The 23,601-nt window shown below is 68.1% G+C and carries 22 protein-coding genes; 9 read left to right on the top strand and 13 right to left on the bottom strand.

Annotation, left to right across the window (positions count from 1 at the left end; translation table 11 throughout):
- Positions 1-159: 159 nt before the first annotated feature.
- Complete coding sequence (putA, locus tag J2739_RS22155; RefSeq protein ID WP_309905636.1) at positions 160-3,933, bottom strand: trifunctional transcriptional regulator/proline dehydrogenase/L-glutamate gamma-semialdehyde dehydrogenase; 3,774 nt, start codon at positions 3,931-3,933, stop codon at positions 160-162.
- 80 nt (positions 3,934-4,013) lie between these two features.
- Between putA and J2739_RS22160 the strand changes: the two genes are divergently transcribed.
- A complete protein-coding gene (locus J2739_RS22160; protein ID WP_309905638.1) occupies positions 4,014-4,517 on the top strand; it encodes an Lrp/AsnC ligand binding domain-containing protein in 504 nt (167 codons plus the stop codon).
- Between the two features lie 215 nt (positions 4,518-4,732).
- Positions 4,733-5,065, top strand: coding sequence for a hypothetical protein (locus J2739_RS22165; protein ID WP_309905640.1), 333 nt, complete (start codon positions 4,733-4,735; stop codon positions 5,063-5,065).
- A gap of 60 nt (positions 5,066-5,125) precedes the next feature.
- On the opposite strand, the gene J2739_RS22170 is transcribed toward J2739_RS22165, so the two are convergent.
- Positions 5,126-5,407 carry a hypothetical protein gene (locus tag J2739_RS22170; protein ID WP_309905642.1) on the bottom strand — a complete coding sequence of 94 codons (282 nt, stop codon included), beginning with the start codon at positions 5,405-5,407 and terminating at the stop codon, positions 5,126-5,128.
- A 186-nt stretch (positions 5,408-5,593) separates the two neighbouring features.
- On the opposite strand from J2739_RS22170, the gene J2739_RS22175 reads away from it, so the two are divergent.
- Together J2739_RS22175 and J2739_RS22180 are read left to right on the top strand one after the other, a co-directional pair.
- Positions 5,594-6,961: a lytic murein transglycosylase gene (locus J2739_RS22175; protein ID WP_309905644.1), complete on the top strand. Its 1,368-nt coding sequence runs from the start codon at positions 5,594-5,596 to the stop codon at positions 6,959-6,961.
- Positions 6,962-7,092: 131 nt separating this feature from the next.
- Positions 7,093-8,337, top strand: a complete 1,245-nt coding sequence (locus J2739_RS22180; protein ID WP_309905646.1) for a c-type cytochrome — start codon at positions 7,093-7,095, stop codon at positions 8,335-8,337.
- A gap of 20 nt (positions 8,338-8,357) precedes the next feature.
- On the opposite strand, the gene J2739_RS22185 is transcribed toward J2739_RS22180, so the two are convergent.
- From J2739_RS22185 to J2739_RS22210, 6 genes are all read right to left on the bottom strand, one after another.
- Positions 8,358-9,056 carry a GntR family transcriptional regulator gene (locus tag J2739_RS22185; RefSeq protein WP_309905648.1) on the bottom strand — a complete coding sequence of 233 codons (699 nt, stop codon included), beginning with the start codon at positions 9,054-9,056 and terminating at the stop codon, positions 8,358-8,360.
- A gap of 57 nt (positions 9,057-9,113) precedes the next feature.
- Entirely contained in the window at positions 9,114-10,103 is a 990-nt protein-coding gene (locus tag J2739_RS22190; RefSeq protein ID WP_309905650.1) for a zinc-dependent alcohol dehydrogenase family protein, read from the bottom strand.
- Positions 10,104-10,122: 19 nt separating this feature from the next.
- The gene (locus J2739_RS22195; RefSeq protein WP_309905652.1) at positions 10,123-10,701 is read right to left on the bottom strand and encodes an amino acid synthesis family protein; all 579 of its coding nucleotides are present in this window, start codon (positions 10,699-10,701) and stop codon (positions 10,123-10,125) included.
- A 7-nt stretch (positions 10,702-10,708) separates the two neighbouring features.
- The gene (locus tag J2739_RS22200; protein WP_309905654.1) at positions 10,709-11,677 is read right to left on the bottom strand and encodes a Bug family tripartite tricarboxylate transporter substrate binding protein; all 969 of its coding nucleotides are present in this window, start codon (positions 11,675-11,677) and stop codon (positions 10,709-10,711) included.
- 62 nt (positions 11,678-11,739) lie between these two features.
- Complete coding sequence (locus tag J2739_RS22205) at positions 11,740-12,603, bottom strand: fumarylacetoacetate hydrolase family protein (protein WP_309905656.1); 864 nt, start codon at positions 12,601-12,603, stop codon at positions 11,740-11,742.
- Positions 12,604-12,662: 59 nt separating this feature from the next.
- Entirely contained in the window at positions 12,663-13,244 is a 582-nt protein-coding gene (locus J2739_RS22210) for a VOC family protein (protein ID WP_309905658.1), read from the bottom strand.
- Between the two features lie 153 nt (positions 13,245-13,397).
- Between J2739_RS22210 and J2739_RS22215 the strand changes: the two genes are divergently transcribed.
- Complete coding sequence (locus J2739_RS22215; RefSeq protein ID WP_309905660.1) at positions 13,398-13,979, top strand: NADPH-dependent FMN reductase; 582 nt, start codon at positions 13,398-13,400, stop codon at positions 13,977-13,979.
- Between the two features lie 46 nt (positions 13,980-14,025).
- Positions 14,026-15,732, top strand: a complete 1,707-nt coding sequence (locus J2739_RS22220) for a tannase/feruloyl esterase family alpha/beta hydrolase (protein ID WP_309905662.1) — start codon at positions 14,026-14,028, stop codon at positions 15,730-15,732.
- Between the two features lie 35 nt (positions 15,733-15,767).
- Here the strand turns inward: J2739_RS22220 and J2739_RS22225 are convergent, their stop codons facing one another.
- Positions 15,768-16,697: a LysR substrate-binding domain-containing protein gene (locus J2739_RS22225; RefSeq protein ID WP_309905664.1), complete on the bottom strand. Its 930-nt coding sequence runs from the start codon at positions 16,695-16,697 to the stop codon at positions 15,768-15,770.
- 113 nt (positions 16,698-16,810) lie between these two features.
- Here J2739_RS22225 and J2739_RS22230 point away from each other — a divergent pair, with 113 nt between their 5' ends.
- Positions 16,811-17,899 (top strand): tartrate dehydrogenase, encoded by a 1,089-nt coding sequence (locus J2739_RS22230; protein ID WP_309905666.1) that lies wholly within the window; start codon positions 16,811-16,813, stop codon positions 17,897-17,899.
- Between the two features lie 14 nt (positions 17,900-17,913).
- Positions 17,914-18,891 carry a Bug family tripartite tricarboxylate transporter substrate binding protein gene (locus tag J2739_RS22235; protein WP_309905668.1) on the top strand — a complete coding sequence of 326 codons (978 nt, stop codon included), beginning with the start codon at positions 17,914-17,916 and terminating at the stop codon, positions 18,889-18,891.
- Between the two features lie 25 nt (positions 18,892-18,916).
- Here the strand turns inward: J2739_RS22235 and J2739_RS22240 are convergent, their stop codons facing one another.
- Both J2739_RS22240 and J2739_RS22245 read right to left on the bottom strand, forming a co-directional pair.
- Entirely contained in the window at positions 18,917-19,378 is a 462-nt protein-coding gene (locus tag J2739_RS22240) for an Lrp/AsnC family transcriptional regulator (protein WP_309905670.1), read from the bottom strand.
- Positions 19,339-20,529: a saccharopine dehydrogenase family protein gene (locus J2739_RS22245; protein ID WP_309905672.1), complete on the bottom strand. Its 1,191-nt coding sequence runs from the start codon at positions 20,527-20,529 to the stop codon at positions 19,339-19,341. Before J2739_RS22245 ends, J2739_RS22240 begins: the two co-directional genes overlap by 40 nt.
- A gap of 256 nt (positions 20,530-20,785) precedes the next feature.
- On the opposite strand from J2739_RS22245, the gene J2739_RS22250 reads away from it, so the two are divergent.
- Positions 20,786-22,003 carry an acyl-CoA dehydrogenase family protein gene (locus J2739_RS22250; protein WP_309905674.1) on the top strand — a complete coding sequence of 406 codons (1,218 nt, stop codon included), beginning with the start codon at positions 20,786-20,788 and terminating at the stop codon, positions 22,001-22,003.
- Between the two features lie 108 nt (positions 22,004-22,111).
- Here J2739_RS22250 and J2739_RS22255 read toward each other — a convergent pair whose 3' ends face one another.
- On the bottom strand, positions 22,112-22,717 hold the full coding sequence (locus J2739_RS22255; RefSeq protein ID WP_309905676.1) for a class I SAM-dependent methyltransferase: 606 nt from the start codon (positions 22,715-22,717) through the stop codon (positions 22,112-22,114).
- A 177-nt stretch (positions 22,718-22,894) separates the two neighbouring features.
- Positions 22,895-23,599 carry an SDR family oxidoreductase gene (locus J2739_RS22260; RefSeq protein ID WP_309905678.1) on the bottom strand — a complete coding sequence of 235 codons (705 nt, stop codon included), beginning with the start codon at positions 23,597-23,599 and terminating at the stop codon, positions 22,895-22,897.
- Positions 23,600-23,601: the final 2 nt, after the last annotated feature.

The raw sequence follows: 23,601 nt of genomic DNA on the forward strand, positions 1-23,601 counted from the left end.
GGGCGATCGGGCGCAAACTTTAACAAGTTGGCGGCGAGGGGGCCCGAAACGGGGCCAAAACCTCGCACCGGCCGGCGTGATTTCCGGGTGCGTGCGGCCGCGTGTCATCGGCGCGCGCGAGGGCGTTCATGCGTTCGTCGCGCGCTTCCTGCGCTGCGCCTAGGCGATCGTCATCAGGCTCGCATTGCCGCCTGCGGCCGCCGTGTTCGTGCTCAGGGCGCGCTCGATCACCAGGGCCTCCAAGGGGTGGGCGTCGCTCTCGACGGCGAAGCGTCGAAGGCTGACGATCGGACCGTCGCGTTGCGCCAGGCGCGCCGACGCGGCCAGCAGATCGGCGTCGCTGCCTTGATGCAAGGCCGCGTCGAACTCGACACCGGGCGCAGCCCAGTCGCTGGCCAGCGCGATCGCCTCCTGGACGTCCAGGGGGAGGCTGGCTCGCAAAGCCTGCGTCGCGGGTTCCGACGGCCAGATCGCGCGGCTGCCCACGACCAGGGCCGCCGCCAGCTGGAAGAGTCTCGACACTTCGGTCTCCGCCAGGCACAGCACGGCCTCGCGCGGATGCAGCGAATAGACGTTCCGCTCGCCGGTGGGACCTGCCAGCAGCCGGGCGCTGCGCGGGCCTGCCCACTGCGCGAGCCGCTGGCACTGCGCCGCGGTCGCACGATCGCGATGCTTCGCGAGCCACGACACCAGCGAGCCGAATGCGCCCGGCACGGGCGGCGCGGTGCCCTCCGGCGTCGATCCGGGCAGGCCGCTTTCGACGGCGCGCGCCAGCACATCCTCCGGCCGGGTCGCGAGCAGGCGGTACATGTACAGGGGGCCGCCCGCCTTCGGCCCGGTGCCGGACAGCCCTTCGCCGCCGAAGGGCTGGACGCCGACCACCGCGCCGACCATGTTGCGATTGACGTAGATGTTGCCGACACGGGCGTGGCCCACCACCCGGTCGATGGTTTCGTCGATGCGCGTGTGCAGGCCCAGGGTCAGGCCGTAACCGGTGGCGGTGATCTGCGCCATCACGGTGTCGAGCGCTCGCCGCGCGTAGCGCACCACGTGCAGCACGGGCCCGAAGACCTCCCGCTCGAGTTCGGAGATGCTCTCGAGCTCGATCAAGGTGGGCACGACGTAGGTGCCTCCCTGGAGCACGTCATGCGCGCAGCGGCCCAGCCGATGGACACGCCGGCCGCGCCCTCGCATCGCCTCGACGTGCGCCTCGAGGGTGTCGCGGGCGCCGGCGTCGATGACCGGGCCCACGTCCGTTCGCAGCAAGGCCGGGTTGCCCACGGTGGCCTCGGCCATGGCGCCGCGCAGCATGTGAAGCAGGCGATCCGCCACGTCTTCCTGGACGCACAGCACGCGCAGGGCCGAGCAGCGTTGCCCCGCGCTGTCGAAGGCAGAGGCGAGCACGTCGGCAACGACCTGCTCCACCAGCGCCGACGAGTCGACGATCATCGCGTTCTGTCCGCCCGTCTCCGCGATCAGCGGCACCGGTGCGCCGCTGGCACCCAGGCGCTCGGCCAGCATGCGCTGCAGCAGGCGCGCGACCTCGGTCGAGCCGGTGAACATCACCGCCTGCACGCGCGCATCGGCCACCATGCGCGCGCCGACCGTGGAGCCGCGGCCGGGCAGCAGCTGGAGGGCGGCGGCGGGCACGCCGCCTTCGTGCAGAAGGCGAACCGCCTCGGCGGCGATCAGCGAGGTCTGCTCCGCCGGCTTGGCGAGCACCGTGTTGCCGGCCGCGAGCGCCGCGGCGATCTGGCCCACGAAGATGGCCAGCGGAAAATTCCAGGGGCTGATGCAGACCACCGGACCGAGCGGCCGGTGCGTGCCGTTGTCGAAGTCCGCGCGCGCCTGGCCCGCATAGAAGCGCAGGAAGTCGATCGCCTCGCGCACCTCGGCGATGCCGTTGGCGCAGGTCTTGCCGGCCTCGCGCGCCAGCAGCCCGAGGAGGTGCGGCAAGCGCGCCTGCAGCAGGTCCGCCGCACGCTCGAGGACGCCGGCGCGCTGCGCGGAGGGCGTGCTCGCCCATGCCGGCGCGAACGAGCTCGCCGCGCGCAGCGCGGACTCGATCTCGTCTTCGCCGGCGGCGCGAACCTGGCCCACCACGTCGTGATGATCGGCGGGATTGCGCACCGGCTTCCACGCGGTCTCGGCCTGCGCCGGCGGCTGCGCCAGCATGGGCGCGGCCGCCCACTCGACGGTCGCGCTCAGCGCCAGGGCGCCTTCCAGCTCTCGCAGCGTTTGCTCGTTGGACAGATCCATGCCCTGCGAATTGCGCCGCACCTCGCCGTAGATCGCGGCCGGCTGCGCGATCGCGGGATGCGGCCGGCCGGCCTCGCCCTCGTCCTTCGCCATGCGCTCGACGGCTGCCACGGGGTCCTCCACCAGCGACTCGATGGAGATCGTCGGGTCGGCGATGCGATTGACGAAGGAGGTATTGGCGCCGTTCTCCAGCAGGCGCCGCACCAGGTAGGCCAGCAGCGTCTCGTGGGTGCCCACGGGCGCGTAGATGCGGCAGGGGCGGCCCAGCTTGCCGTCTTCCGTCCGTCCGACCACCTGCTCGTAGAGCGGCTCGCCCATGCCGTGCAGGCACTGGAACTCGTACTGCCCCGGTTGATAGGCGGCCGGGTCGGCCAGCGTGTAGATCGCGGCCATGGTGTGGGCGTTGTGGGTTGCGAACTGCGGATAGGTTTCCGCCGGCGCGGCCAGCAGCTGGCGGGCGCATGCGAGGTAGGACACGTCGGTGTAGACCTTGCGCGTGTAGACCGGGAAGCCCTCCTGCCCCTCGACCTGTGCGCGCTTGATCTCGCTGTCCCAGTAGGCGCCCTTGACCAGGCGCACCATCAGGCGATGGCGGCTTCGGCGGGCGAGGTCGATCACGTAGTCGATGACCTGGGGACAGCGCTTCTGATACGCCTGGATCACGAAGCCGATGCCGTTCCAGCCGGCGAGCGCGGGCTCGAAGCAGAGCTTTTCGAGCAGGTCGAGCGAGAGCTCCAGCCGGTCCGCCTCCTCGGCATCGATGTTCAGGCCGATGTCGTAGCGCCGCGCCAGCACGGCCAGGCTGCGCACGACCGGGTAGAGCTCGTCCATCACGCGCGCGTACTGGGCGCGGCTGTAGCGCGGGTGCAGCGCCGAGAGCTTGATGGAGATGCCCGGGCCTTCGTACACGCCGCGCCCGTTCGACGCCTTTCCGATGGCGTGGATCGCCTGCTCGTAGGCCTGGCGATAGCGGTCCGCGTCCTCGGCCGTCATGGCCGCCTCGCCCAGCATGTCGTACGAATAGCGGAAGCCCTGGGCCTCCAGGCCGCGGGCATGCGCCAGCGCATCGCCGATGGTTTCGCCGGTGACGAACTGCTCGCCCATCATCCGCATGGCCATGTCGACGCCCTTGCGGATCATCGGCTCGCCGCCTTTGGCGATCAGGCGCGTGAGCAGCGCCGACATGGACGATTCGCTGTGCGTGGCCACCAGCTTGCCGGTCAGCAGCAGCCCCCAGGTTGCGGCGTTGACGAAGAGCGAGGGGCTGTGGCCGGCGTGCTCCTGCCACTGGCCGCGCGCGATCTTGTCGCGGATCAACGCATCGCGCGTGGCGGTATCGGGAATGCGCAGCAAGGCTTCGGCCAGGCACATCAGCGCCACGCCCTCCTGGGATGACAACGCGTATTCCTGCAGCAGACCCTGCACGACGCCCGCCCGCCCGGCAGCGTTCTTGCGCTCGCGCAATCTCCGCGCGATCCGGGTGGCCAGCGCGTTGGCGCGGTGCGTGGTCTCCGGGTCCGTCTTCGCCTGGGCCAGCAGACGCGACACGGCTTCGGGCTCCGGCAGCCGGTAGGCGCTGGTGATGCGGTCGCGCAATTCGGAGCGGCTGGAGGCGGCATCGGCAAAGCCGCGGAAAGGCATGGCGAGGTCGGGCTGTGCGAGGGGTGTACGCATGGGAGAGTCCTCCGTGCTGATGGTGACTTCTCGCATAATGCAGCTTCAGAGGCCGACTTTTTGTTCGAATTTTCTCGCATATGCAGAACAAATCACTAGACGAACTGGCCGAGCGGCTTGCGCTGGACAGGCTGGATCTGCGCATCCTGGCGGCCCTCCAAACGGACGGCCGGATGACCAACCTGAAACTGGCCGACGCCATCGGCCTGTCGCCTACCGCGGTCCTCGCGCGCGTGCAGCGCCTCACCCGTGACGGATACATCCTCGGCTACGAGGCGCGGCTGAATCCGTTGAAGCTCGGTGCCGGCATGCTGGTCTTCGTGGAGGTCCTGCTCGACCGCACGACGCCCAACGTCTTCGACGCATTCAAGGCCGCCGTGCAGGTGCGCCCCGAGATCATGGAATGCCACATGGTGGCGGGAGGGTTCGACTATCTGCTCAAGACGCGAAGCGCAGACATGAGCGACTACCGCAACTTCGCCGGCACCGTGCTGTGGCAGTTGCCGGGGGTGCGCGAGACCCGCACCTACGCGGTCATGGAAGAGGTGAAGAACTCCGCCCGCTTGCCCCTGCCTGATGCCTGATGGCGCGCCTGCGAGGCACGGCGCCTGCTTGCGAGAACTTTGGAATTCAAGCCCCGCGCCCCGATCGCGAGAGCGATCACGCCCCCTCGCGCTCCTCACGAGAAACGCACGCTTTCGGCGTAGGACCTCACCGCGAGTTGAAGGCCTCCCTGGGCCGCAGACCCTAGCATTGCGCCGAAGTTCGCAGAAGCACTCGAACGAAGGAGGTTCGACCCATGACTCAGCGCAGCGACGCCATCGACACCCTGCCCCACGATCTGGATGCCTATCCGCCGCGGCGACCCGCCTCGAGAGCGGAGATGCGGCAGGCGACCCTGTGCAGGCATTGGAAGGCGATCAAGGCCCAAGGCATCACGGCATCACAGTTCATTGCTTTCCTGCAGCCGCTCGCCGATCTGGATGGCATCACCGTCTCGTACCTGTGCGGCGACGACACCCGCGAGGCGCAGCCCAGGGAGCGCATGCCGAGCTTTGCGCTCAACGAGGACGGGCGCGTGTGGATCGAGAGCAATTTCGCCGAACTGAAGGACCTGTTCCGCGATCTGTGACATCGCACCAAAGGGCAAGGTCGAGGCGTTCTGCCGACGGCCTTGGCTGCCGGCAAGCGCTCAGGGCTCGAGGTAGTAGCAGGTGGTGCTCGTGCGCACCCGGGAGCTGACCAGGGCGGACAACACGGCGCCCCCGAGCGCGGCGATCGCCACCGCCTGCATGGGTTGTCGGACCACATAACTGCGCACTGCATCGAGCGCATGGTCCACCTGGCCCTGCAGTCGGGCTGCGCCCGTCGGCGCCGGTGCCGCGGGCAATGTTTTCGCAATCACCTGCGCGTCGTCGACAACGGCGCTGCCCTCGTCGGCAATGGTGGGGCTGGTCTGATCGGGGTCGTTCATCATCAAGATTCCTTGGTCGCTTGGCGGGTGCCATTGCAGCGGTGAAGAAATCCTCTCAAATCACGCGTGGCTCCTTGTCGGAGCCGGACGACGCGCAACGTAAGCGCAACACGGCGCATCCGGGCGGCTTGGCAGACGCGACCCGCGCGGGCCGGCCATGACGATGACAAGGTCAAAATGGATCGAATGAACCACGCAACTTGCCCGCCGCGCCACTGGCCTCGCCTTGCCCCGATCGTTCTCGCCGCCGCCCTGCTGGGAGGCTGCGCCTCCGCGCCATCGACCGCACCATCGCAGCCATCGCAGGCATCACAGGCATCACAGGCATCACAGGCATCACAGGCATCACAGGCATCACAGGCATTGCAACCATCAACCGCGAGCCCCCCGACCGTCACGGCGCCGCCCTCGCCCGCAGACGAAGCGGCACCGTCATCGGCATTCGCACAGTGGGTCTCTGACTTCCGCGCCGGTGCCCGCACCGAAGGCATCAGCGAAGCCACGCTGCGCAGCGCGTTCGACGATGTCCGATACCTTCCCCGCGTCATCGAGCTGGACCGTTCGCAGCCCGAGTTCACGCGCACGGTCTGGGATTACCTCGACAACACCGTGACGCCCCAGCGCGTGGCGGCCGGGCAGGACAAGCTCCTGCAGTTCCGCAGCGAAGCCGATGCGGCGGCCGCACGCTACGGCGTCCCGCCCGCGATCGTCATTGCCATCTGGGGGATGGAGAGCAACTACGGCAGCAACTACGGCAGTACCCCGACCATCGACGCCCTCGCGACGCTCGGCTTCGAGGGACGGCGTGCGGAATGGGCACGCGCGGAGCTGCTCGCCGCCTTGAAGATCCTCGACAAGGGCGACATCCCCCGCGACCGCATGGTCGGCTCCTGGGCGGGCGCCATGGGCCAGACCCAGTTCATGCCCTCGAACTTCCTGGCCTATGCGGTGGATGCCGACGGCGATGGCCGGCGCGACATCTGGGACAGCATGGCGGACGTCATGGCCTCGACCGCGAACTTCCTTTCGCGTGCCGGCTGGCAGGCAGACAAGCCGTGGGGCGTCGAGGTCCGGCTGCCGGCGGGCTTCGACTTCGGCCGCGCCGACACGGCCGTGCGCCAGTCCAGCGCCCAATGGGCCGCCGAGGGCGTGCGCACCGTCGACGGCCAGCCGCTGCCGGCGTTCGACGAGAGCGCGATCCTGCTGCCCGCCGGCGCCCGCGGGCCGGCCTTCCTGGTCGGGCCGAACTTCCGCGCCATCCTGCGCTACAACAACTCGACCAGCTATGCGCTGGCGGTCGGCCTCCTGGCGCAGCGCCTGAACGGCGGCGCCGGCGTGCAGGCATCCTGGCCGCGGGACCTGGTCGCGCTCAGCCGCAGCCAGCTGCTCGAACTCCAGACCGCGCTCAACCAGCGCGGCTTTGCCAGCGGCACGCCCGACGGCGTCATGGGTCCGGCCACGCGTGACGGGCTGCGCCGCTATCAGCGCAGCGTCGGCTTGCCCGCGGATGGCTATCCGAGCGCAGAGCTCCTGCAGCGGCTGGAACAGCCTTAGCCACCGGCCGATCGCGCCGCTTGCAGTGCGCGGGAACAGGTCGATCCCGGGCGCCATCCAATGGACACCGGCTGCTGATTCGACGCCCGCTGCGGGCGCAATGTGGCTCGGCGTCCATCAAGGAGCTCCTCATGATCCATTCACGTTATCGAGCGCCCGGCGCGATCGCGCTTGCTGCCGTGCTGACTGCCGCATGCGGGGGTGGCGGTGGCGGCGGCGGGGGCTTTGGCGGCCCTGTGGGCACCGGCTCGGGGACCTCGGCCGCCGAGCAGGCCGCACTCGTCGAGGAGGGCAAGAAGATCTTCCGCTTCGACACCTTCGGCGACGAGGCCCAGTGGACCGACACCCTGCGGATCCATGAGGTCATCAGCACCGCGATCAGTCCTGCAGCGGCGCTGGCGGTCGGGCTGAAGGTCGACGTCGAGGCGCTGCCGCCGGCCATCGTGAAGGGCATCCAGGATGGAAGCATCGATCTCGCGAGTCCTGCCACCACCGTCGCGCTGCTGAAGCTCGACGCCGTGGTCGGCCTCAAGGGCAAGGTGGAAACCGTCAACGGCAAGGACGCGCTGACCCGCGTCGGCGTCACCTGCGCTCTCTGCCATTCGACCGTCGACAACGCCTTCGCGCCGGGCATCGGCAAGCGGCTCGATGGCTGGCCCAACCGGGACCTGAATCCCGGCGCCATCATCGCGTTGTCCCCGGCTGTCGACGCCGCCAAGAAAGCCGTCTACCTCTCCTGGGGCAAAGGCAAGTACGACCCGCGATACAACATCGATGGCCTCAACAAGCCGGTGGTCATTCCGCCGGCCTACGGGCTGGAGGGCATTCACAGCATCACTGTCACCGGGGACGGCACCGAAATCGCCTACTGGAACCGGTACGTGGCCGTCACGCAGATGGGCGGCCAGGGAAGCTTCACCGAACCGCGGCTGAACCTGAGCATCACCAACGGCACCACGGATCTGGTCACGAGCAAGTTGCCCGCCTTGCAGGCCTATCAGCTGTCGTTGAAGGCCCCCGCCCCGCCGCAGGGCAGCTTCGACGCAGCGGCTGCCGCGAGGGGCAAGGTGGTCTTCGAAGGCGCAGGCAAGTGCGCGACCTGCCACAGCGGCGCCCTCTTCACGGATGCCAATTCGACGCTGCATCCGCCCGGCGACTCGATGGCCGAACCCGAATCGCCGAGCTACGCCTCCCGCTCGGCGACCAGGATGTACCGCACCTCGCCGCTGCGTGGCGTCTGGCAGCACGCGCCCTACTTCCACAACGGGTCGGCCGCCACGCTCGAAGAAGTCGCAGCGGTCTACAACACCCGGCGATCGCTGGGCCTCGGCCCGCAGGAGATCGCAGACCTCGCCCAGTACCTCAAGTCGCAGTGAAGCGGCGGCGAGCGTGAGCCTCAGGCGGCCGAGCCGCGGCGCAGGGCCGCCTCGACATTGCGCTGCGTGCTGAGGATGTGCTCGCCGAGCAGCGCGCAGGCGGTGTCGGCATCGCGGCGCAGCGTGGCCTCCATGATCTTGCGGTGCTCGTTGGACTTGCGCCGGCCGGCCGGCCGATGGCGCGCCGAGAATCGCCGATAGCGCTCGGCCTGGTCGAACAGGCTCGAACTCCACAGCCGCTGGCGCTCGGAAGCACAGGCGGCAATCAATGCGGCGTGGAAATTCCGGTGCAGCTCGCTCCACTCCTCGTCCAGGATGACCGGCCCATCGCTCAGGCGCGACTCGACCTTTTCGAGCCGATGGAAGGCGGCGACGATCGCACCCTCCCAGGTGTCGTCGCCCAGTTCGATCGCGCTTCGCAGCGCCTCGACGTCGAGCATCAGCCGCATGTGCGTGATGTCGGCCAGGTCCTCGGCGGAAATCGGTGCAACCCGAAAGCCCCTGCGTTCGTCCGCCTTGACCAGCCCTTCCTGGGCAAGCCGGCTCAGCGCTTCACGCAGCGGGCTGCTGGAGAATCCATAGTGCTCCTGCAGGTCGTCCAGCTTCAGCTTGCTGCCGGCCTGGAACAAGCCGGTCAGCACGTCGCGGCGCAAGCTTCGGAAGGCCTGCTCCGCAAGAGGGGTCGAGGGCTCCAGGGCGGCCGCAGCGAATGAGTTCATGGAATTATTTTATGCACGATGCTGTGGAACATGCAAAGAGCCAGCCACGCGTCGCGGTCAGGGCTGCAGCACGATCTTCCCCGGCGTCCCTCCGCTGTCGAGCAGTTCGTGCACGCGGCGGGCCTCCGACAGCGCGAAGGAGGTGATCTTCGGCGCGCGCACGCGGCCTTCGGCCATGAGTGCGATGGCGGTCTCCATCAGGCCGCGCCGCTGCTTCGCATCCGCATCGATGGCGTGGATGGAGAAGGTGCGAACGGCCAGGCTGCGGCCCAGCAGCTTGCGAAGCTCCTGGAACACGTCGCCCGCGGGCGGGCCGTTGACGATGTTGTAGGAGACCAGCATGCCGCAGGGCGCCAGCGCGCGCAGGCAGGCGATGAAGAGCGCGCCGCCCAGATGATCGAAGGCCAGGTCGACGCCACGGCCGTCCGTCAGCTGCATGACCTTCTCGGTCAACCCCTGCGGGTCGCTCTCGATGACCTCGTGCGCGCCGTTGGCGAGTGCAAAGCTCCTCTTCTCCGGCGTCGAGGCAGTCCCGATCACGCGCAGCCCCCGGTCGCGCGCGACCTGCACCAGCGCCGTGGCCACGCCGCCGGCCGCGCCCGGCACCAGGATGGAGGTCGCCGGAAGGTTGCCGTTGCTCGACAGCATCGCCAGCGCGAGCTGGAAGTTGCCGAGGCTGACGGCGTCCTCGAAGCGGATCGAATCGGGAAGCACGAAGGGCGCGGCCTGGGGCACGCAGATGGCCTCGGCATAGCAGCCGCCGCGCTGCGCCAGTTCACGCGCGCTCACGAGCACGCGCTGCCCGAGCCGGAGTGCGCTCACGCCGGGGCCGATCGCGTCGACCACGCCCGACATCTCGTTGCCCGGGATCGCGGGCATCGGAGGCATCCACTTGTAGCTGCCGTTGCGGATCAGCACGTCGGGTCCGCCGGCGCCGATCGCCACGGCCTTGACCCGCACTTCGCCGGCCCGCGGCTGCGGCAGCGGCAGCTCGACGAGCTGCAGCACTTCGGGCCCGCCGGGCGCCTGGAGTTGAATGGCTTTCATGATGGTCGAACGGCCTGCATCAGCGCTGCCCATCGTGCACGGACACCTGGTCCTTCGTGAGCCCGCCGAGACGCGCGTGCACGCGGCCGCCGGTGCCCATCACCAGCGCGAAGAGGATCTCGTTGGGCCGCGGCGCGTCCTGGATGCCGATCTCCATCGCGTTGTAATGACTGCGCACGTACGCGGCGTGGATGTAATGCAGCGGCACCATGATCCGGTAGCCCGTCGCCGCCACCGCCTTCGATGAAGGAACGATCGCCTTCGGCTCGCCCAGCGCCTCGCGCATGGCCCAGCCGCCGGCCTCGTGCCAGACGGCGCCGTGCTCCAGCTCCCCATTCACGCCGACGATCGCGGCCTTGCTGTAGACCTCGACCCGGTCGCGGCCCAGCGTCTCGACCAGCTCGTCGGCCAGCAGCGTCCCCAGGGAGCGCAGCTCGGCCATGAAGGGCATGAGGTCGGGCTCGTACCTGCCGGCGTAGGGATTGCGGATGACCGCGCAGGCGGCCGCCAGCTTGAGCGGCGTCTGCACCGGCGGCCCGCCCTCGTGGTAGACGGTTTCGATGGCAAGGCTGCGCTTGCGGATTTCGATCAGGGACATGGGAACATCATTGCCTTGGAATGTGCGAGTCGTTCACGACGGCCGTCCAGCGCTTGAGCTCGGCGCTCACCATCGTGGTCATTTCTTCCGGCGTGCTGCCGCGGGCTTCGCCGCCCATGTCCTCCAGGCGCGCGCGAACGGCGGGCACCTGCAGGGCCTTGAGCGTCTCCGTGCGCAGGCGCTCGACGATGGGGCGCGGCGTGCCGGCCGGTGCCATGAAGCCGGCCCAGGAGCGCACGTCGTAGCCCGCCACGCCCTGCTCCACCACCGTCGGCAGTTCCGGCATCGCGCTCCATCGCTGCGCGCCGGTGGTGGCCAGCGCCCTCAGCTTGCCGGCCTTGATGTTGGGCATCACCGCGGTCGGCGGCGCGATGATCATCGGCACCTCGCCACCCAGCAGCGCCGTGACCGAGGCGGCATCGCCGCGATAGGGAACATGCAGCATCTCGACCTTCGCGCTCTTGACCAGCAGCTCGCCCGCCAGGTGATGCGTGGACCCGATGCCGGCCGAACCGTAGGACACGCTGCGGGCATCGCCGCGGGCCGCGGCCAGCAGCTCCCCCAGGCTCCGGTAAGGCGAATCGGCACGCACCACGAGCAGGAAGGGAAAGAAGGTGACCGTCGAGATCATCTGGAAGTCCGACACGGTCTGGTAGTTGAGCTTGTTGTAGAGCGCCCCCGCCACCGCATGCCCGCCGGTGGCCAGCAGCAGCGTGTAGCCGTCGGGCCGGGCCCGCGCCACCGTCGCCGCAGCGATGGTACCGCCGGCGCCCGTCTGCGCCTCGACCACGAACGGCTGGCCCAGGCCCTTGGTCATCTCCGCGCTGACCACGCGCGCGATCGTGTCGGCGTTGCCGCCCGCGGCGAAGCCCTGGTAGATCTTGATCGGCTTGTCCGGAAAGTCCTGGGCCGAGGCCGTTAAGGGTGCCGCGCAGGCCAGGGTGAGGCCTGCGGCAACGAACTGTCTGCGCTGCATGTATTTGTCTCCGATGTTCTTCGTCGTGAAGGCTGCATCCGTCAGCAGCCGGTTGCAAAGCCTCAGGCCTGCTGAACGATCGGGTTGCGCAGCACGCCGATGCCCTCGATCTCGACCTCGCACACGTCGCCGGGCTTCATGAAGCGCGGCGGCTTCTTGCTCCAGCCGACGCCGGCCGGCGTGCCGGTCGCGATCACGTCGCCCGGCGTGAGCGTGAAGATCGTCGAGGCGTAGTTGATCAGCTTCGGAATGCTGAAGATCATGTGCCCGGTGTGGCTGGACTGCACGACCTCGCCGTTGAGGCGCGTCTCGAGCTTGAGCGGCCGGCCCGGCTCGATCTCGTCGGCGGTCACCATCCAGGGGCCGAAGCCGCCGGTCGATTCGAAGTTCTTGCCGGAGGCGATCTGCTTGGCGTGGAACTGCCACTCGCGCACGCTGCCGTCGTTGTAGCAGGCGTAGCCCGCCACATGGTCGAAGGCATCCGCCTCGGCGATGTTGCGCCCGCCCTTGCCGATGATCACGGCCAGCTCGCCTTCCCAGTCGAGCGATTCCGACACGTGCGGGCGCACGATCGGCTCGTTGTGCCCGCATTGCGAGCGCCACACGCGCAGGAAGATTGGCGGCTGCTCGGAGAGCTCGCGCTGCATGCCGGCGGCCAGCACTTCCTGGTGATGGTCCATGTAGTTGCGCACCGCGCAGATGATCTTCTCGGATCGCGGAATCACGGGCAGGAAGCGGATGTCGGCGAGCTTGGCGACCACCGGCAGACCTTCGACATGCTGCGCCGCCTGCGTGTACTCGCCCGAGGCGATGTAGTCGGCCAGGCTGGCGTGCTGCGGGCGCGCCTTCCCGAGGTCGACGACGCCGTCGCCGACGACGGCGCCCCAGGTTTCGCGGCCTTGGTGGACAAATGACAAAAGCTTCATGGGAACTCCAGTTGGGATGCGTCGTTGGGAGGGTGGTGAAGAAGGCCTGTCGCGAGGCGTCAGGCAGCGGATGCAGTGGGCGCGGCGGAAGCCGTGGATGCGGGCGACTGCGCCGCGAACTGCGCCTGCCACTGCGCGAGCGGCATGAAGGTGGGGTCCCTGCGGCAGGCCTCCTCGGTCTCGCGCATCAGCGTCGCGTCGTCCTTGGAGAGATCCAGCGGATCGCCGTGGGGCTGAGCGACGTAGAACGGCGTGTCGACATAGATCTCCACCGTGTTGCCTTCGGGGTCGAGCATGTAGACGGACAGCGCGTTGCCGTGGTTGAGGCCGCGAATCCCGGTGGCGCCGCGTTCGGCCGCACGGGCCGAGATGTCGCGCAGGTGCTGGATGCCCGGGACGACGAAGGAGATCTGCATCACGGTGCTGAACCTGGCTTCCGCCGGCCGGCCCGAGGCCAGCACCAGTTGATGGTGCTGGTCCGGGCTGGCGCTCATGAAGACCAGCGTATTCCTGAAGGTCCGCCCCTCGCCGCGGTCGGTGACCGTCAGGTCGAAGGTTTCGGTGTAGAAGGCGACCATCCGTTCCAGGTCGGTGACGAAGATTCCGAAATGCGATGGCGTGGGTCGATCGACCTTGAGCATGATGTCTCCAGTGCGTTCTGCGATAGCGCAGCCCCGGGCTTCCTTCGAATGCGGCAGCGGCATCGCGCTGCAGACCCTGGGAGGGCGCTATCTTGTTCGTGCATTCTCTTCATTTTATGCATAAACTTCAATCTCTGTAAAACCCTGATAGCCATGCATCAACAAACTTCTGCAACCCGCACGCGCCTGCTCGGCATCTCCGGCAGCCTGCGACGCCAATCGAACTGCACCGCTGTGCTTCGCAGCCTTCAGGGGCTGCTGCCGGATTCGATGTCGATCGAGCTCTTCGCGCTGGACGAGATCCCGCTCTACAACGCCGACCTCGACGGGGCCACACCGCCGCCGGCGGTCGCGGGGCTCAAGCAAGCCATTGCGCAGGCCGACGGGCTGGTGCTGTGCTCGCCCGAATACAACTACGGCATGCCCGGGGTGCTGAAGAATGCGATCGACTGGGCATCGCGCCCCAGCTTCGCCTCGCCGTTGAAGGGCAAGCCGGCCCTCGTCATGACCGCCTCTCCCGGCACGGCCGGCGGGGTGCGCGCGCAGGCCCAGATCCGCGACGCCCTGGCCGCCACCCTCGCGCGCCCGGTGGTCCGGCAGCATGTGGCGATCGCGAATGTCGCGGCACAGATCAGCGATGGCCGGCTGGTTCACGCGCCGACGCTCGAGTTCTTGAAAGTCGCGCTCCATGACCTGCTCGACGAGATTGCGCTGCTCAAGAACGCCGATCGCTGATCAGGCAAGCTACGCTCCGCCCATCCCGCCAACCGGAGCTTCCTCGATGCCCATGAGACGCTTGAACCTCTTCTCCCTGATGGCCCTCTGCGCGACGCTGGCCGCTTGCAGCCACGCGCCATCCCGCGAGCAGATCGGGGCGGCATGCACGACCCTGGCCGGCAGGTCCATTCCGGCCGCCTCCATCGGGCTGCCCAGCGGCCCCGCCACCGTGCATTCGGCGGTGCTCGTGACGGCTGCGCCGGGGTCCGTCAGCGGCAACAGCCTTATGCCGGCGACGCCGGAATACTGCAAGGTGCTGGGCACCGTGGCCTCGCGCGATCCGAAGGCGCAGCCGATCAACTTCCAGCTCAACCTGCCGACCCGATGGAACGGGAAGGCGCTGCAGTATGGCGGCGGCGGATTCAACGGCGTGCCGATCAGCGGCCTCGCCCCCTTGCGGGATGCAGCGCCCGGCGACCCGCTGCCGATCGCGCGGGGGTATGCCACCTTCGGCACCGACTCGGGCCACCAGGCCTCGGCCTTCCCGGCCAGCGAGCCCGGCGCCTTCGCGCTCAACGACGAGATGCTGGAGAACTTCGCCTACGCCTCCTACAAGAAGGTACGAGACGTGGCCGTGGATCTCATGCAGTCGGTCTACGGCCAGCGGCCTCGCCAGCTCTACTACTTCGGCGGCTCCGAAGGCGGCCGTGAAGGCCTCACCATGGCGCAGCGCTTCCCGGCCGATTACGACGGCATCGTCAGCGTCGTGCCGGTGATCAACTGGACCGGCCTGTTCCACGCCTTCGTGCGCAACCAGGTGCCGCAGTTCGGCGACTGGCTCGATGCCGCGAAGACCCCGCTGATCGCGAAGGCGACGTCGGAGGCCTGCGATGCCCTCGACGGGCTCGCCGATGGCGTCGTCAACAACTACATGGCGTGCCCGGCGCGCGTGAACCTGCAAGCGCTGCGCTGCCCGGGTGGCAGCGATGCCGGCCCTCATTGCCTGTCGGACGCCGAGCTCTCGCTGATCCGCGGCATTCACTCGCCCTACCGCTTCTCCTTCCCGCTGGCCAATGGCATCAGCGAGTATCCGCAGTGGCTCTACGGCCACGAGGACAGCCTCGATGGCGCAGCGGCGCTGAACCTGGTTCGATGGGTGAGCGGCAGCGCCGCGCCGACCGTGCCGCCGAATGCATCGACGGCCGCCACGCAATGGCTCTATGGCAGCAACTGGATCCGCTACGCGATCGCGCGCGACGCGAATTTCGACGTGCGTTCCTATCGCCCGGAGCCCTTCGCGGCGCGCGTCCAGCAGACGTCCGCCCTCATCGACTCCACGAATCCGGACCTGTCCGCCTTCTTCGCTCGCGGCGGCAAGCTGATCCTTCGAGAGAACGCCGCCGACCGCGCCCAGAGCCCCCTGATGGGCATCGAGTACTACCAGTCGGTGGTTGCGCGGCTGGGTCAGCCGGCCGTGGACCGTTCGGTGCGCCTGTATGTGTCGCCATCGTCCACGCACTCCGGCAACGCACGATCGGTCACGGACAAGTCGGCGATCCCGACCATGGCGGACCTGCTCGATCCGCTGGATCGCTGGGTGACCACGCAAACCCCGCCGCCCGATGCGATCGTGCAGACGAGCAAGGCCGGCCTCCCTCCCTTTGCGCTCCAGGGCTCTCGTCCCATGTGCCGCTACCCGGGCTATCCGCACTACATGGGCGGCGACAAGGCGCTGGCGTCGAGCTATGCGTGTCGCGACGCGCAGCTCTAGCGGAAAGATGCATCGAACAGGGCACCTCCGCAGGCTCAGCCCTTTGCAGACCTCGCTTGCTGCGTGAAGGAAAGCGTCAGGAAATCGACGAACGCGCGGACCCGTGCCGCGAGCTGGTGGCGCTGCGGATAGACCGCGTAGATGTCGGCATCGGGCGTGTAGTACTGGGGCAGGACCTGCACCAGGCGGCCTTTGGCGAGGTAGCGCTCGATGTCCCACTCGGCGCGCATCAGGATGCCATGCCCTTCGAGCGCCCAGTTGACCGCGATCTCCCCGTCGTTGGTGGCGAGGTTCCCGCGCGTCTTGACGGCTTCGGTGCGCGCATGGCGGCCCCGGCCGCTCGCCAGGCGCCACACGCCGTAAGCTTCCTCGCCCTGCCGGATACCGATGCAGTTGTGCTTCGTCAGGTCGTTCGGAACCCGGGGAATGCCGAACTTGGCAAGATAGGCCGGCGCCGCGCACAACAGGCGGCGATTGCCCGCAAGGCGCCTGGCGATCACCCGGCTGTCCGGCGGCGCACCGAAACGCACGCAGACATCGAACAGGTCTTCGGTCGGCGCAGGAGGGTTGACCGACAGCTGCAGCTGAACCTCGACGTCCCGGTACTTGCGGATGAACTTCGAGATCAGCGGTGCCACGTGACTGCGCCCGAAGCCCAGCGTGGCGTTGACGCGCAGGAGGCCCTTCGGGATGGCCTTGGCAACGCCGAGAAGCTCTTCCATCTCGTCGATCTCGCCGAGGATGCGGCGCGCGTGCTCGAGGTAGAGCTCGCCCTCGGGCGTCAGGCTCATGCGGCGCGTGGACCGGTTGACCAGCAACACCCCGATGCGCGACTCCATCAATGCCAGGTGCTTGCTCACCGCGGGCGTGGTGACGCCGAGTTCACGCGCCGCCGCGCTCAGGCTGCCGGCGCTCGCCAGGGCAGAAAAGAAGCCGAGGTCGGCCGGCACGATGGCAGGGGCCATTGGAAGCTCCAATGTTGAATCCAGGTTAACAATGGATTCACTCTAGCGCCGAGGCGGCGGCGCGTCGAGTCCCTACAGTGGCGGCACTGACCCCACCCACGAGAGACAAATCCATGAAGACATACAGGATCGCCACCATTCCAGGCGACGGCATCGGCAAGGAAGTCGTGCCTGCCGGCCAGGAAGTTCTGGAAGCGCTGGCCTCGGCCAGCAGCACCTTCAAGTTCGAGTTCGAGAACTTCGACTGGGGCGGCGACTACTTCCGCGAGCACGGCGTGATGATGCCGGACGAGGGCCTGAATGCCATCCGCGACAAGGACGCGATCCTGTTCGGCTCGGCGGGCGACCCGCACATCCCCGACCACGTCACGCTCTGGGGCCTGCGCCTGAAGATCTGCCAGGGCTTCGACCAGTACGCCAATGTGCGTCCGACGCGCATCCTGCCCGGCATCGACGGGCCGCTCAAGCGTTGCGGCCCCGACGACCTGAACTGGGTCATCGTGCGCGAGAACTCCGAGGGTGAGTACTCGGGGGTCGGCGGGCGCGTGCACCAGGGCCACCCGATCGAGGCGGCGACCGATGTGTCCATCATGACCCGCGCCGGCGTGGAGCGCATCATGCGATTCGCCTTCAGGCTGGCCCGGTCGCGGCCTCGCAAGCTGCTCACCGTCATCACCAAGAGCAACGCGCAGCGCCATGCGATGGTCATGTGGGACGAGATCGCGCGACAGATCTCCAAGGAGTTTCCCGACGTCACCTGGGACAAGGAGCTCGTGGATGCATCGACGGCCCGGATGATCAACCACCCGGCATCGCTCGACACCATCGTCGCGACCAACCTGCACGCCGACATCCTGAGCGATCTTGCCGCCGCGCTGGCCGGCAGCCTGGGGATCGCGCCCACCGGCAACATCGATCCGGAGCACCGCTATCCGTCGATGTTCGAACCGATCCACGGCTCGGCCTTCGACATCATGGGCAAGGGCCTGGCGAATCCGGTGGGCACCTTCTGGTCGGTGGTGATGCTGCTGGAGCACCTGGGCGAGACAGAGGCCGCGCAGCACGTCATGCAGGCGATCGAGAAGGTCACCGCCGACAAGTCCCTGCACACCCGTGACCTGGGCGGCAAGGCGACCACCGCGGAAGTCACCAAGGCCATGTGCAGCCTGGTGGCCGCCGGCTTGCAGCGCAAGGCTGCCTGATGCGAGCCCGCCCCATGAAGACATCTGATTTCCGCCCCCGCACTGCCCTCGCCGCTGTGGCTTTCGGCTTCGCCGCCTCGCTCGCCACGGCCCAGGCCTGGCCGGCGAAGCCGATCACCCTCATCGTCCCCTTTCCGCCCGGCGGAAGCTCGGACGCGCTGGCCCGCGCCATCACCACGCCGCTTTCGCAAACCCTCGGTCAACCGGTGGTCGTCGAGAGCAAGCCGGGCGCCGGCGCGACCGTTGGCGCCGACTACGTGTCGAAGTCGAAGCCCGACGGCTATACGCTGCTCATGGGCGCCGTCCATCACACCATCGCCACCAGCGTGTACAAGAAGCTGCCCTACGACTTCCAAACGAGTTTCGCGCCGATCACGACGGTGGCCCTGGTGCCCAACGTGCTGGTGGTCAATGCCAGGTCGCCGGCGACGGACGTCAAGAGCCTGGTGGCGCTGGCCAAGACTTCACCCGGCAAGCTGTCGTACGGCTCGAACGGCAACGGCACGGTGCAGCACCTGATCGGGACGCAGTTCTCGGCGATTGCAGGCGTGGAGCTCCTGCACGTGCCCTACAAGGGCAGCGCGCCGCTGACCACCGACCTGCTCGGCGGCCAGGTGGACATGTCCTTCGACACCTTGACGCCTCTGGTCCAGCACATCAAGGCGGGCAAGCTTCGCGCCCTGGCCGTGACCACGGCGAAGCGCTCAAGCACCTTGCCCGACGTTCCAACGCTGGTCGAGGCGGGCATGAAGGACTTCAACCAGGGCACCTGGTTCGGCATCCTGGCACCGGCGGGGACGCCCAAGGACGTGGTCGCCAAGCTCAACGCGGAGATGGTGAAGATCATCCAGTCTCCGGAGTTCAAGAAGCGCATGGAGGAGATCGGCGCCGAGCCGGTGGGCGACACGCCGGCCCAGATGGCGGCACAGATCAAGGACGACACGGCCAAGTACGCGAAGCTGGTCAAGGACGCCAAGGTCTCCATCGACTGAGCCGCGGGCGAGAGCGCCAGCGCCGTCAATGGGCCGCGGCCACGGCGCTGCGGCGATCGATCTTCCGGCTCAGCGCGATCGAGGTGTGGGTCTGGTTGATGCCATCGATCTGGCCGAGCTGATCCAGCAGTGCATCGAGCTGCTCGGGCGTCTCGCAGCGCAGGAGCGCCATGTAGTCGAACTCGCCGCTCACCGCCCAGACCTCCTCGACCTCGGGCAATCGCTCGAGCGCCTTGATCACCGCCGTTGCGCTCTTGGCATTGACGCTGAGGCCGCAGAAGGCGCGCACGGCAGCCTGCTCCAGCCGGGTCCCGAAGCGCACGCCGTAGCCGGACACGATGCCCTCCCGCTCGAGGCGCGCGATGCGCGCCACCACCGTGGTCCTGGCGATCTTGAGCTTGCGGGCAAGGTTGGCCGCCGGCTCGCGGGCGTTGGCCTGCAGCAGGCTCAGCAAGTGGCGGTCGAGGTCGTCGAGTCGGAGGTCCATGGGCGGTCGGCGCGGGAAATAAGGCATTGTGGCGTGCCGCGCTCGTGCGCAGCAGGCGCGATGCCCAGATTCGCGTAGTAGCGTCCGACCTTGGTGGCGAGGAACTGCTCGAGCGGCACTTGCTCCTGCCCGACGAAACCGGCTTGGGGCAGCTTGCCGTCCCGCAGCAGCTCGAACACGCCCACCACCCCCGCCGCGATGGTCAGCTCGATGGCGGTGCGCTCTTGGCCGCGCAGCGGGGCACCGAAGATGCGGGCCACGCGGGTCTCCTGCTCGAAGCGGCCGCCGCGCAGACCCGAGGCGGCGGCGAACAGGATCACCACGTCCTCGCGGCTGTGCGGCACCGCATGCTCGAGCACCTGGCGAAGCAGATCGCGGCGCTCGATCAGCCGCAGGTCATGGAGCAGGAAGTTCATCGCGTCGCGGTGGCCCGGATAGCGGATCGTCTTGTAGTCGAGGTTGCGGACCTTGCCCTGGAGGGTCTCGCAAAGCGTCCCCAGTCCGCCGGAGGTGTTGAAGGCTTCGAAGGCCTCGGCATCCAGCGTGAAGGTCTCGTGCCCTTCGAGCGGCTGCACGGATACCCGCTGTCCGTTGACGATCGCATCGCACGCATTGCAGTACTCGTTGAGGACGCCGTCGATGCTCCAGGTGAAGTTGTAGCGCAGGCTGTTGGTCGCGTTGCGGGTCAAGGCGCCGACGCGCAGGCGCAGGTCGTAGAGCTCGTCGAAGCGCCCAGCCAGATGGCCGCCGAGCATGCCGATCACGCCCGGGGCCAGGCCGCTTTGCGGCATCAGGACCGAGGTCGCACTGCCGGCGAGCGCCCGGATGGCCTGCGTGGCAGCCACGTCCTCGGTCAGGTCGAAGTAGTGCACGCCCCGCCGGGCGGCCTCGGTGGCCATGCGGCGTGCCAGGTAGAACGGCAGCGCGTTGATCACCACCGCGTGCGCCGAGAGCGCGGCCCCCAGCTCCGAATCGCTCTCGACATCCAGTTCGATCCTGCGCACCAGCCGCTCGCTCTCGACGCCGCGTCCCGGCTTCAGGTCCGCCAGGGTGACCGGGATGCGGTGGAACTCCGCGATCATGTCCGCCACTGTGCTGCCGACCTTGCCGGCGCCAAGGACCAGGACCCTCTCGAATTGCAGCTTGGACATTTCTTTTCTCCGATCAGGCAGGGCTTGCCTCCTTGAAAGGAATGTAGAAGCGCGCCGCGACGGGCGGTAGAGAGCAAATCGTCGAAAAAACGAGGGCCTTCGACGAAATGGCGGCCGAGTTCGTCGCCCTGAGGGCAGCCGCTTTTCAGCTTTCGAAGGCAGCGCGCGCCTTCCCCGAATATCCGAGCTGTCACTCGGGTGATCGACAGAATCGACCAGCCCGCGTCCAATGGCAGCTTCGTCCAGAGGAGCTTCCATGTTCGCCGAACCGTCCCCGAAATCCGCCGAGTTGCTGCAGCGCCTGCGCGCATTCTTCGACCAGCACATCTACCCGAACGAGGAGCGCTATCACCGCGAGATGGATGCCTTCCGCCGGCAGGGCAGCCCCTGGCAGGTGGTGCCGCTGATCGAGGAGCTCAAGCCGAAGGCGCGCGCGGCCGGCCTGTGGAACATGTTCCTGCCGCATCCCTACGAAGGCCACGGCGGCATCTCCAATCTCGACTACGCGCCGCTGTGCGAGGTGATGGGGCGCGTGTCGTGGTCGGGGGAAGTCTTCAACTGCTCAGCCCCCGACACCGGCAACATGGAGACGCTGGAGCGCTACGGCACCGCGGCGCAGAAGCAGCAGTGGCTGCAGCCGCTGCTGGCCGGCGAGATCCGCTCGGCCTTCCTGATGACGGAGCCCGCGGTGGCCTCGTCGGACGCGACCAACATCCAGTGCTCGATACGGCGTGACGGCGACCACTACGTGATCAACGGCCGCAAATGGTTCTCCTCCGGCGCCGGCAGCCCGCGCTGCAAGATCTTCATCGTGATGGGCAAGACCGACCCCGACGCTCCGCGGCATGCGCAGCAGTCCATGGTGCTGGTGCCGCGCGACACCCCCGGCGTCACGGTGCTTCGCCACCTCTCCGTGTTCGGCTACGACGACGCGCCGCATGGCCACATGGAGGTGATGCTGGAGAACGTGCGGGTACCCGTGGACCATATCCTGCTGGGCGAGGGCCGCGGTTTCGAGATCGCGCAGGGCCGGCTGGGGCCGGGGCGCATCCATCACTGCATGCGCTCGATCGGCGCCGCCGAGCGCGCGCTGGAACTGATGTGCGACCGCCTGCAGAAACGCATCGCGTTCGGCAAGCCCCTGGCCGAGCAGTCGGTCTGGCACGAACGCATCGCGGAATCGCGCTGCATGATCGACCAGGCCCGCCTGCTGACGCTCAATGCGGCCTGGAAGATGGACACGGTGGGCAACAAGGGGGCCCGCGCCGAGATCGCGATGATCAAGGTGGTCGCGCCCAACATGTCCTGCAAGGTGGTGGACTGGGCCATCCAGGCCCATGGCGGCGGCGGGGTCAGCCAGGAATTCTGGCTGGCCGAGGCCTATGCCCACCAGCGCACCGTGCGGCTGGTCGACGGACCGGACGAAGTGCACCGCAACGCGATCGCCAAGCTGGAGCTCGCGAAGCACCGCTGAAGGGCGCGAAGGAGGCGTTGCGCGTGGGCGCGTCGCAGGGTCGACGCCCGCCCGCTGGTCGCGCGGCGGGATCCGATGGCGGATGGTGGACGTCCGACAGCTTCGAAGTCACTCCGCCACGCACTCCAGCGCGAACAAGGGCACATCGCATTGCCGACTCAGCCACACGCCGCCGCCCAGCTCCTTGAACTGCCTCGACAGCCCGCGCCGGTACACCTCGGCGCGATGGCGAAAAAGGCGCGGGTCGGTGAGACCCTGGTCCACGATGTCGCGTTCGTAGTCCTCGCGCGCCACGACTTCCACGTAGAGCGCGCCCTTGCTCAGCGCTCCGAGGTTGTGCAGTGCGCGTTTCAGGTCCGGCGGGCTCAGGTAGGCGAGAACCCCTTGGCAGATGACCAGGTCGAAGGGTTCCCTGGCGCGGTAATCCACGACCGAGCCCTGCTCCCACCCGTAGCGCCGGCAGAGGTACTCGCTGAACTCCACGCCCTGATAGCTGGATTGCGGAAAGTGCCGCGCCACGATGTCGCGCCACAGGCCGATGCCGCAGCCGAGGTCCAGGACTCGATGCACGGGCACGCGCAGGTATTTCAGGTAGGCGCACACGAAGGCCCCGAGCCGTTCGACGTGCTGCGGGTCCGCCACCCGGGTCTTCTTGTCGAAGTAATAGCGCTGGTAGTAAGACTCGTCGAAAGTAGCGGCACCGACCGATTCCATGGCTGATCCTTTGGGCTGAACTGTCCTATTCTGCCCAGCGATCCGCTGGCCCGCCGGCTGTGGACGAGCGAAGCGGACGGTACCCACCTGCTCGACTTCGAGTCGTTCGCGGCGCGCACCGACCCCTTGTGGTGCTTGTGGTCGGCAGCGGGCGGGCCGCGCGATCGAATCCTCGCCTCAGGAGGCCTGAGGCAGGTAGCTGGGCCTGGCCGCCGTCATCCCCAGCTTGACTTGCTGGGTCAGCGCATCGGCCAGCACTTCATCGAGCCCCGATTCGAGCCCGTCGAGTGCGCGCTCGACGATCTCCTCAGGACTCGATTTCGGAACGTCGAACCCACGCGTCAGGTCGGTATCGACATAGGCCATGTGCAGGGCCAGCACCTGCGTCCTCTGCGGCGCCAGTTCGCTGCGCAGGGCGTTGGTGAGCGACCAGGCCGCGGACTTGCTGGCGGAGTACGCAGCCAGCTCGCCCCCGTTCAGCCATGAGGCGATCGACAGCACATTGAGCAAGGCTCCCCCGCCGTTGGCCTCGAGAACCGGCGCAAAGGCCTTGCTCATGCGCAGCATCGCGAAGAAGTTGGTCTCGAAGATGCGTCGCGTCACGTCTTCGCTGTCCGGCGCAAGAAAGCTCCCGGCCTGGGCAATGCCGGCGTTGTTGATCACGAGCGTCACATCCGCCGCCTGCGCTGCGGCGGCCGCCACGTCGTCCGGCTTGGTGACATCGAGCCGCAGCGGCTGAGCGCCGGATGGCGTGATGGCCGCGGGGTCGCGCGCGCCAGCGTAGACCTTGCGGGCACCGCGGGCGAGCAGCGCGCGCGTGAATGCCAGGCCGATGCCACGATTGGCGCCTGTAACGAGGGCAACAGCGTTCTCGATCTTCATAG

Source organism: Variovorax soli, assembly GCF_031454625.1.
GTDB classification, from domain to species: Bacteria; Pseudomonadota; Gammaproteobacteria; order Burkholderiales; family Burkholderiaceae_C; genus Variovorax; species Variovorax soli_A.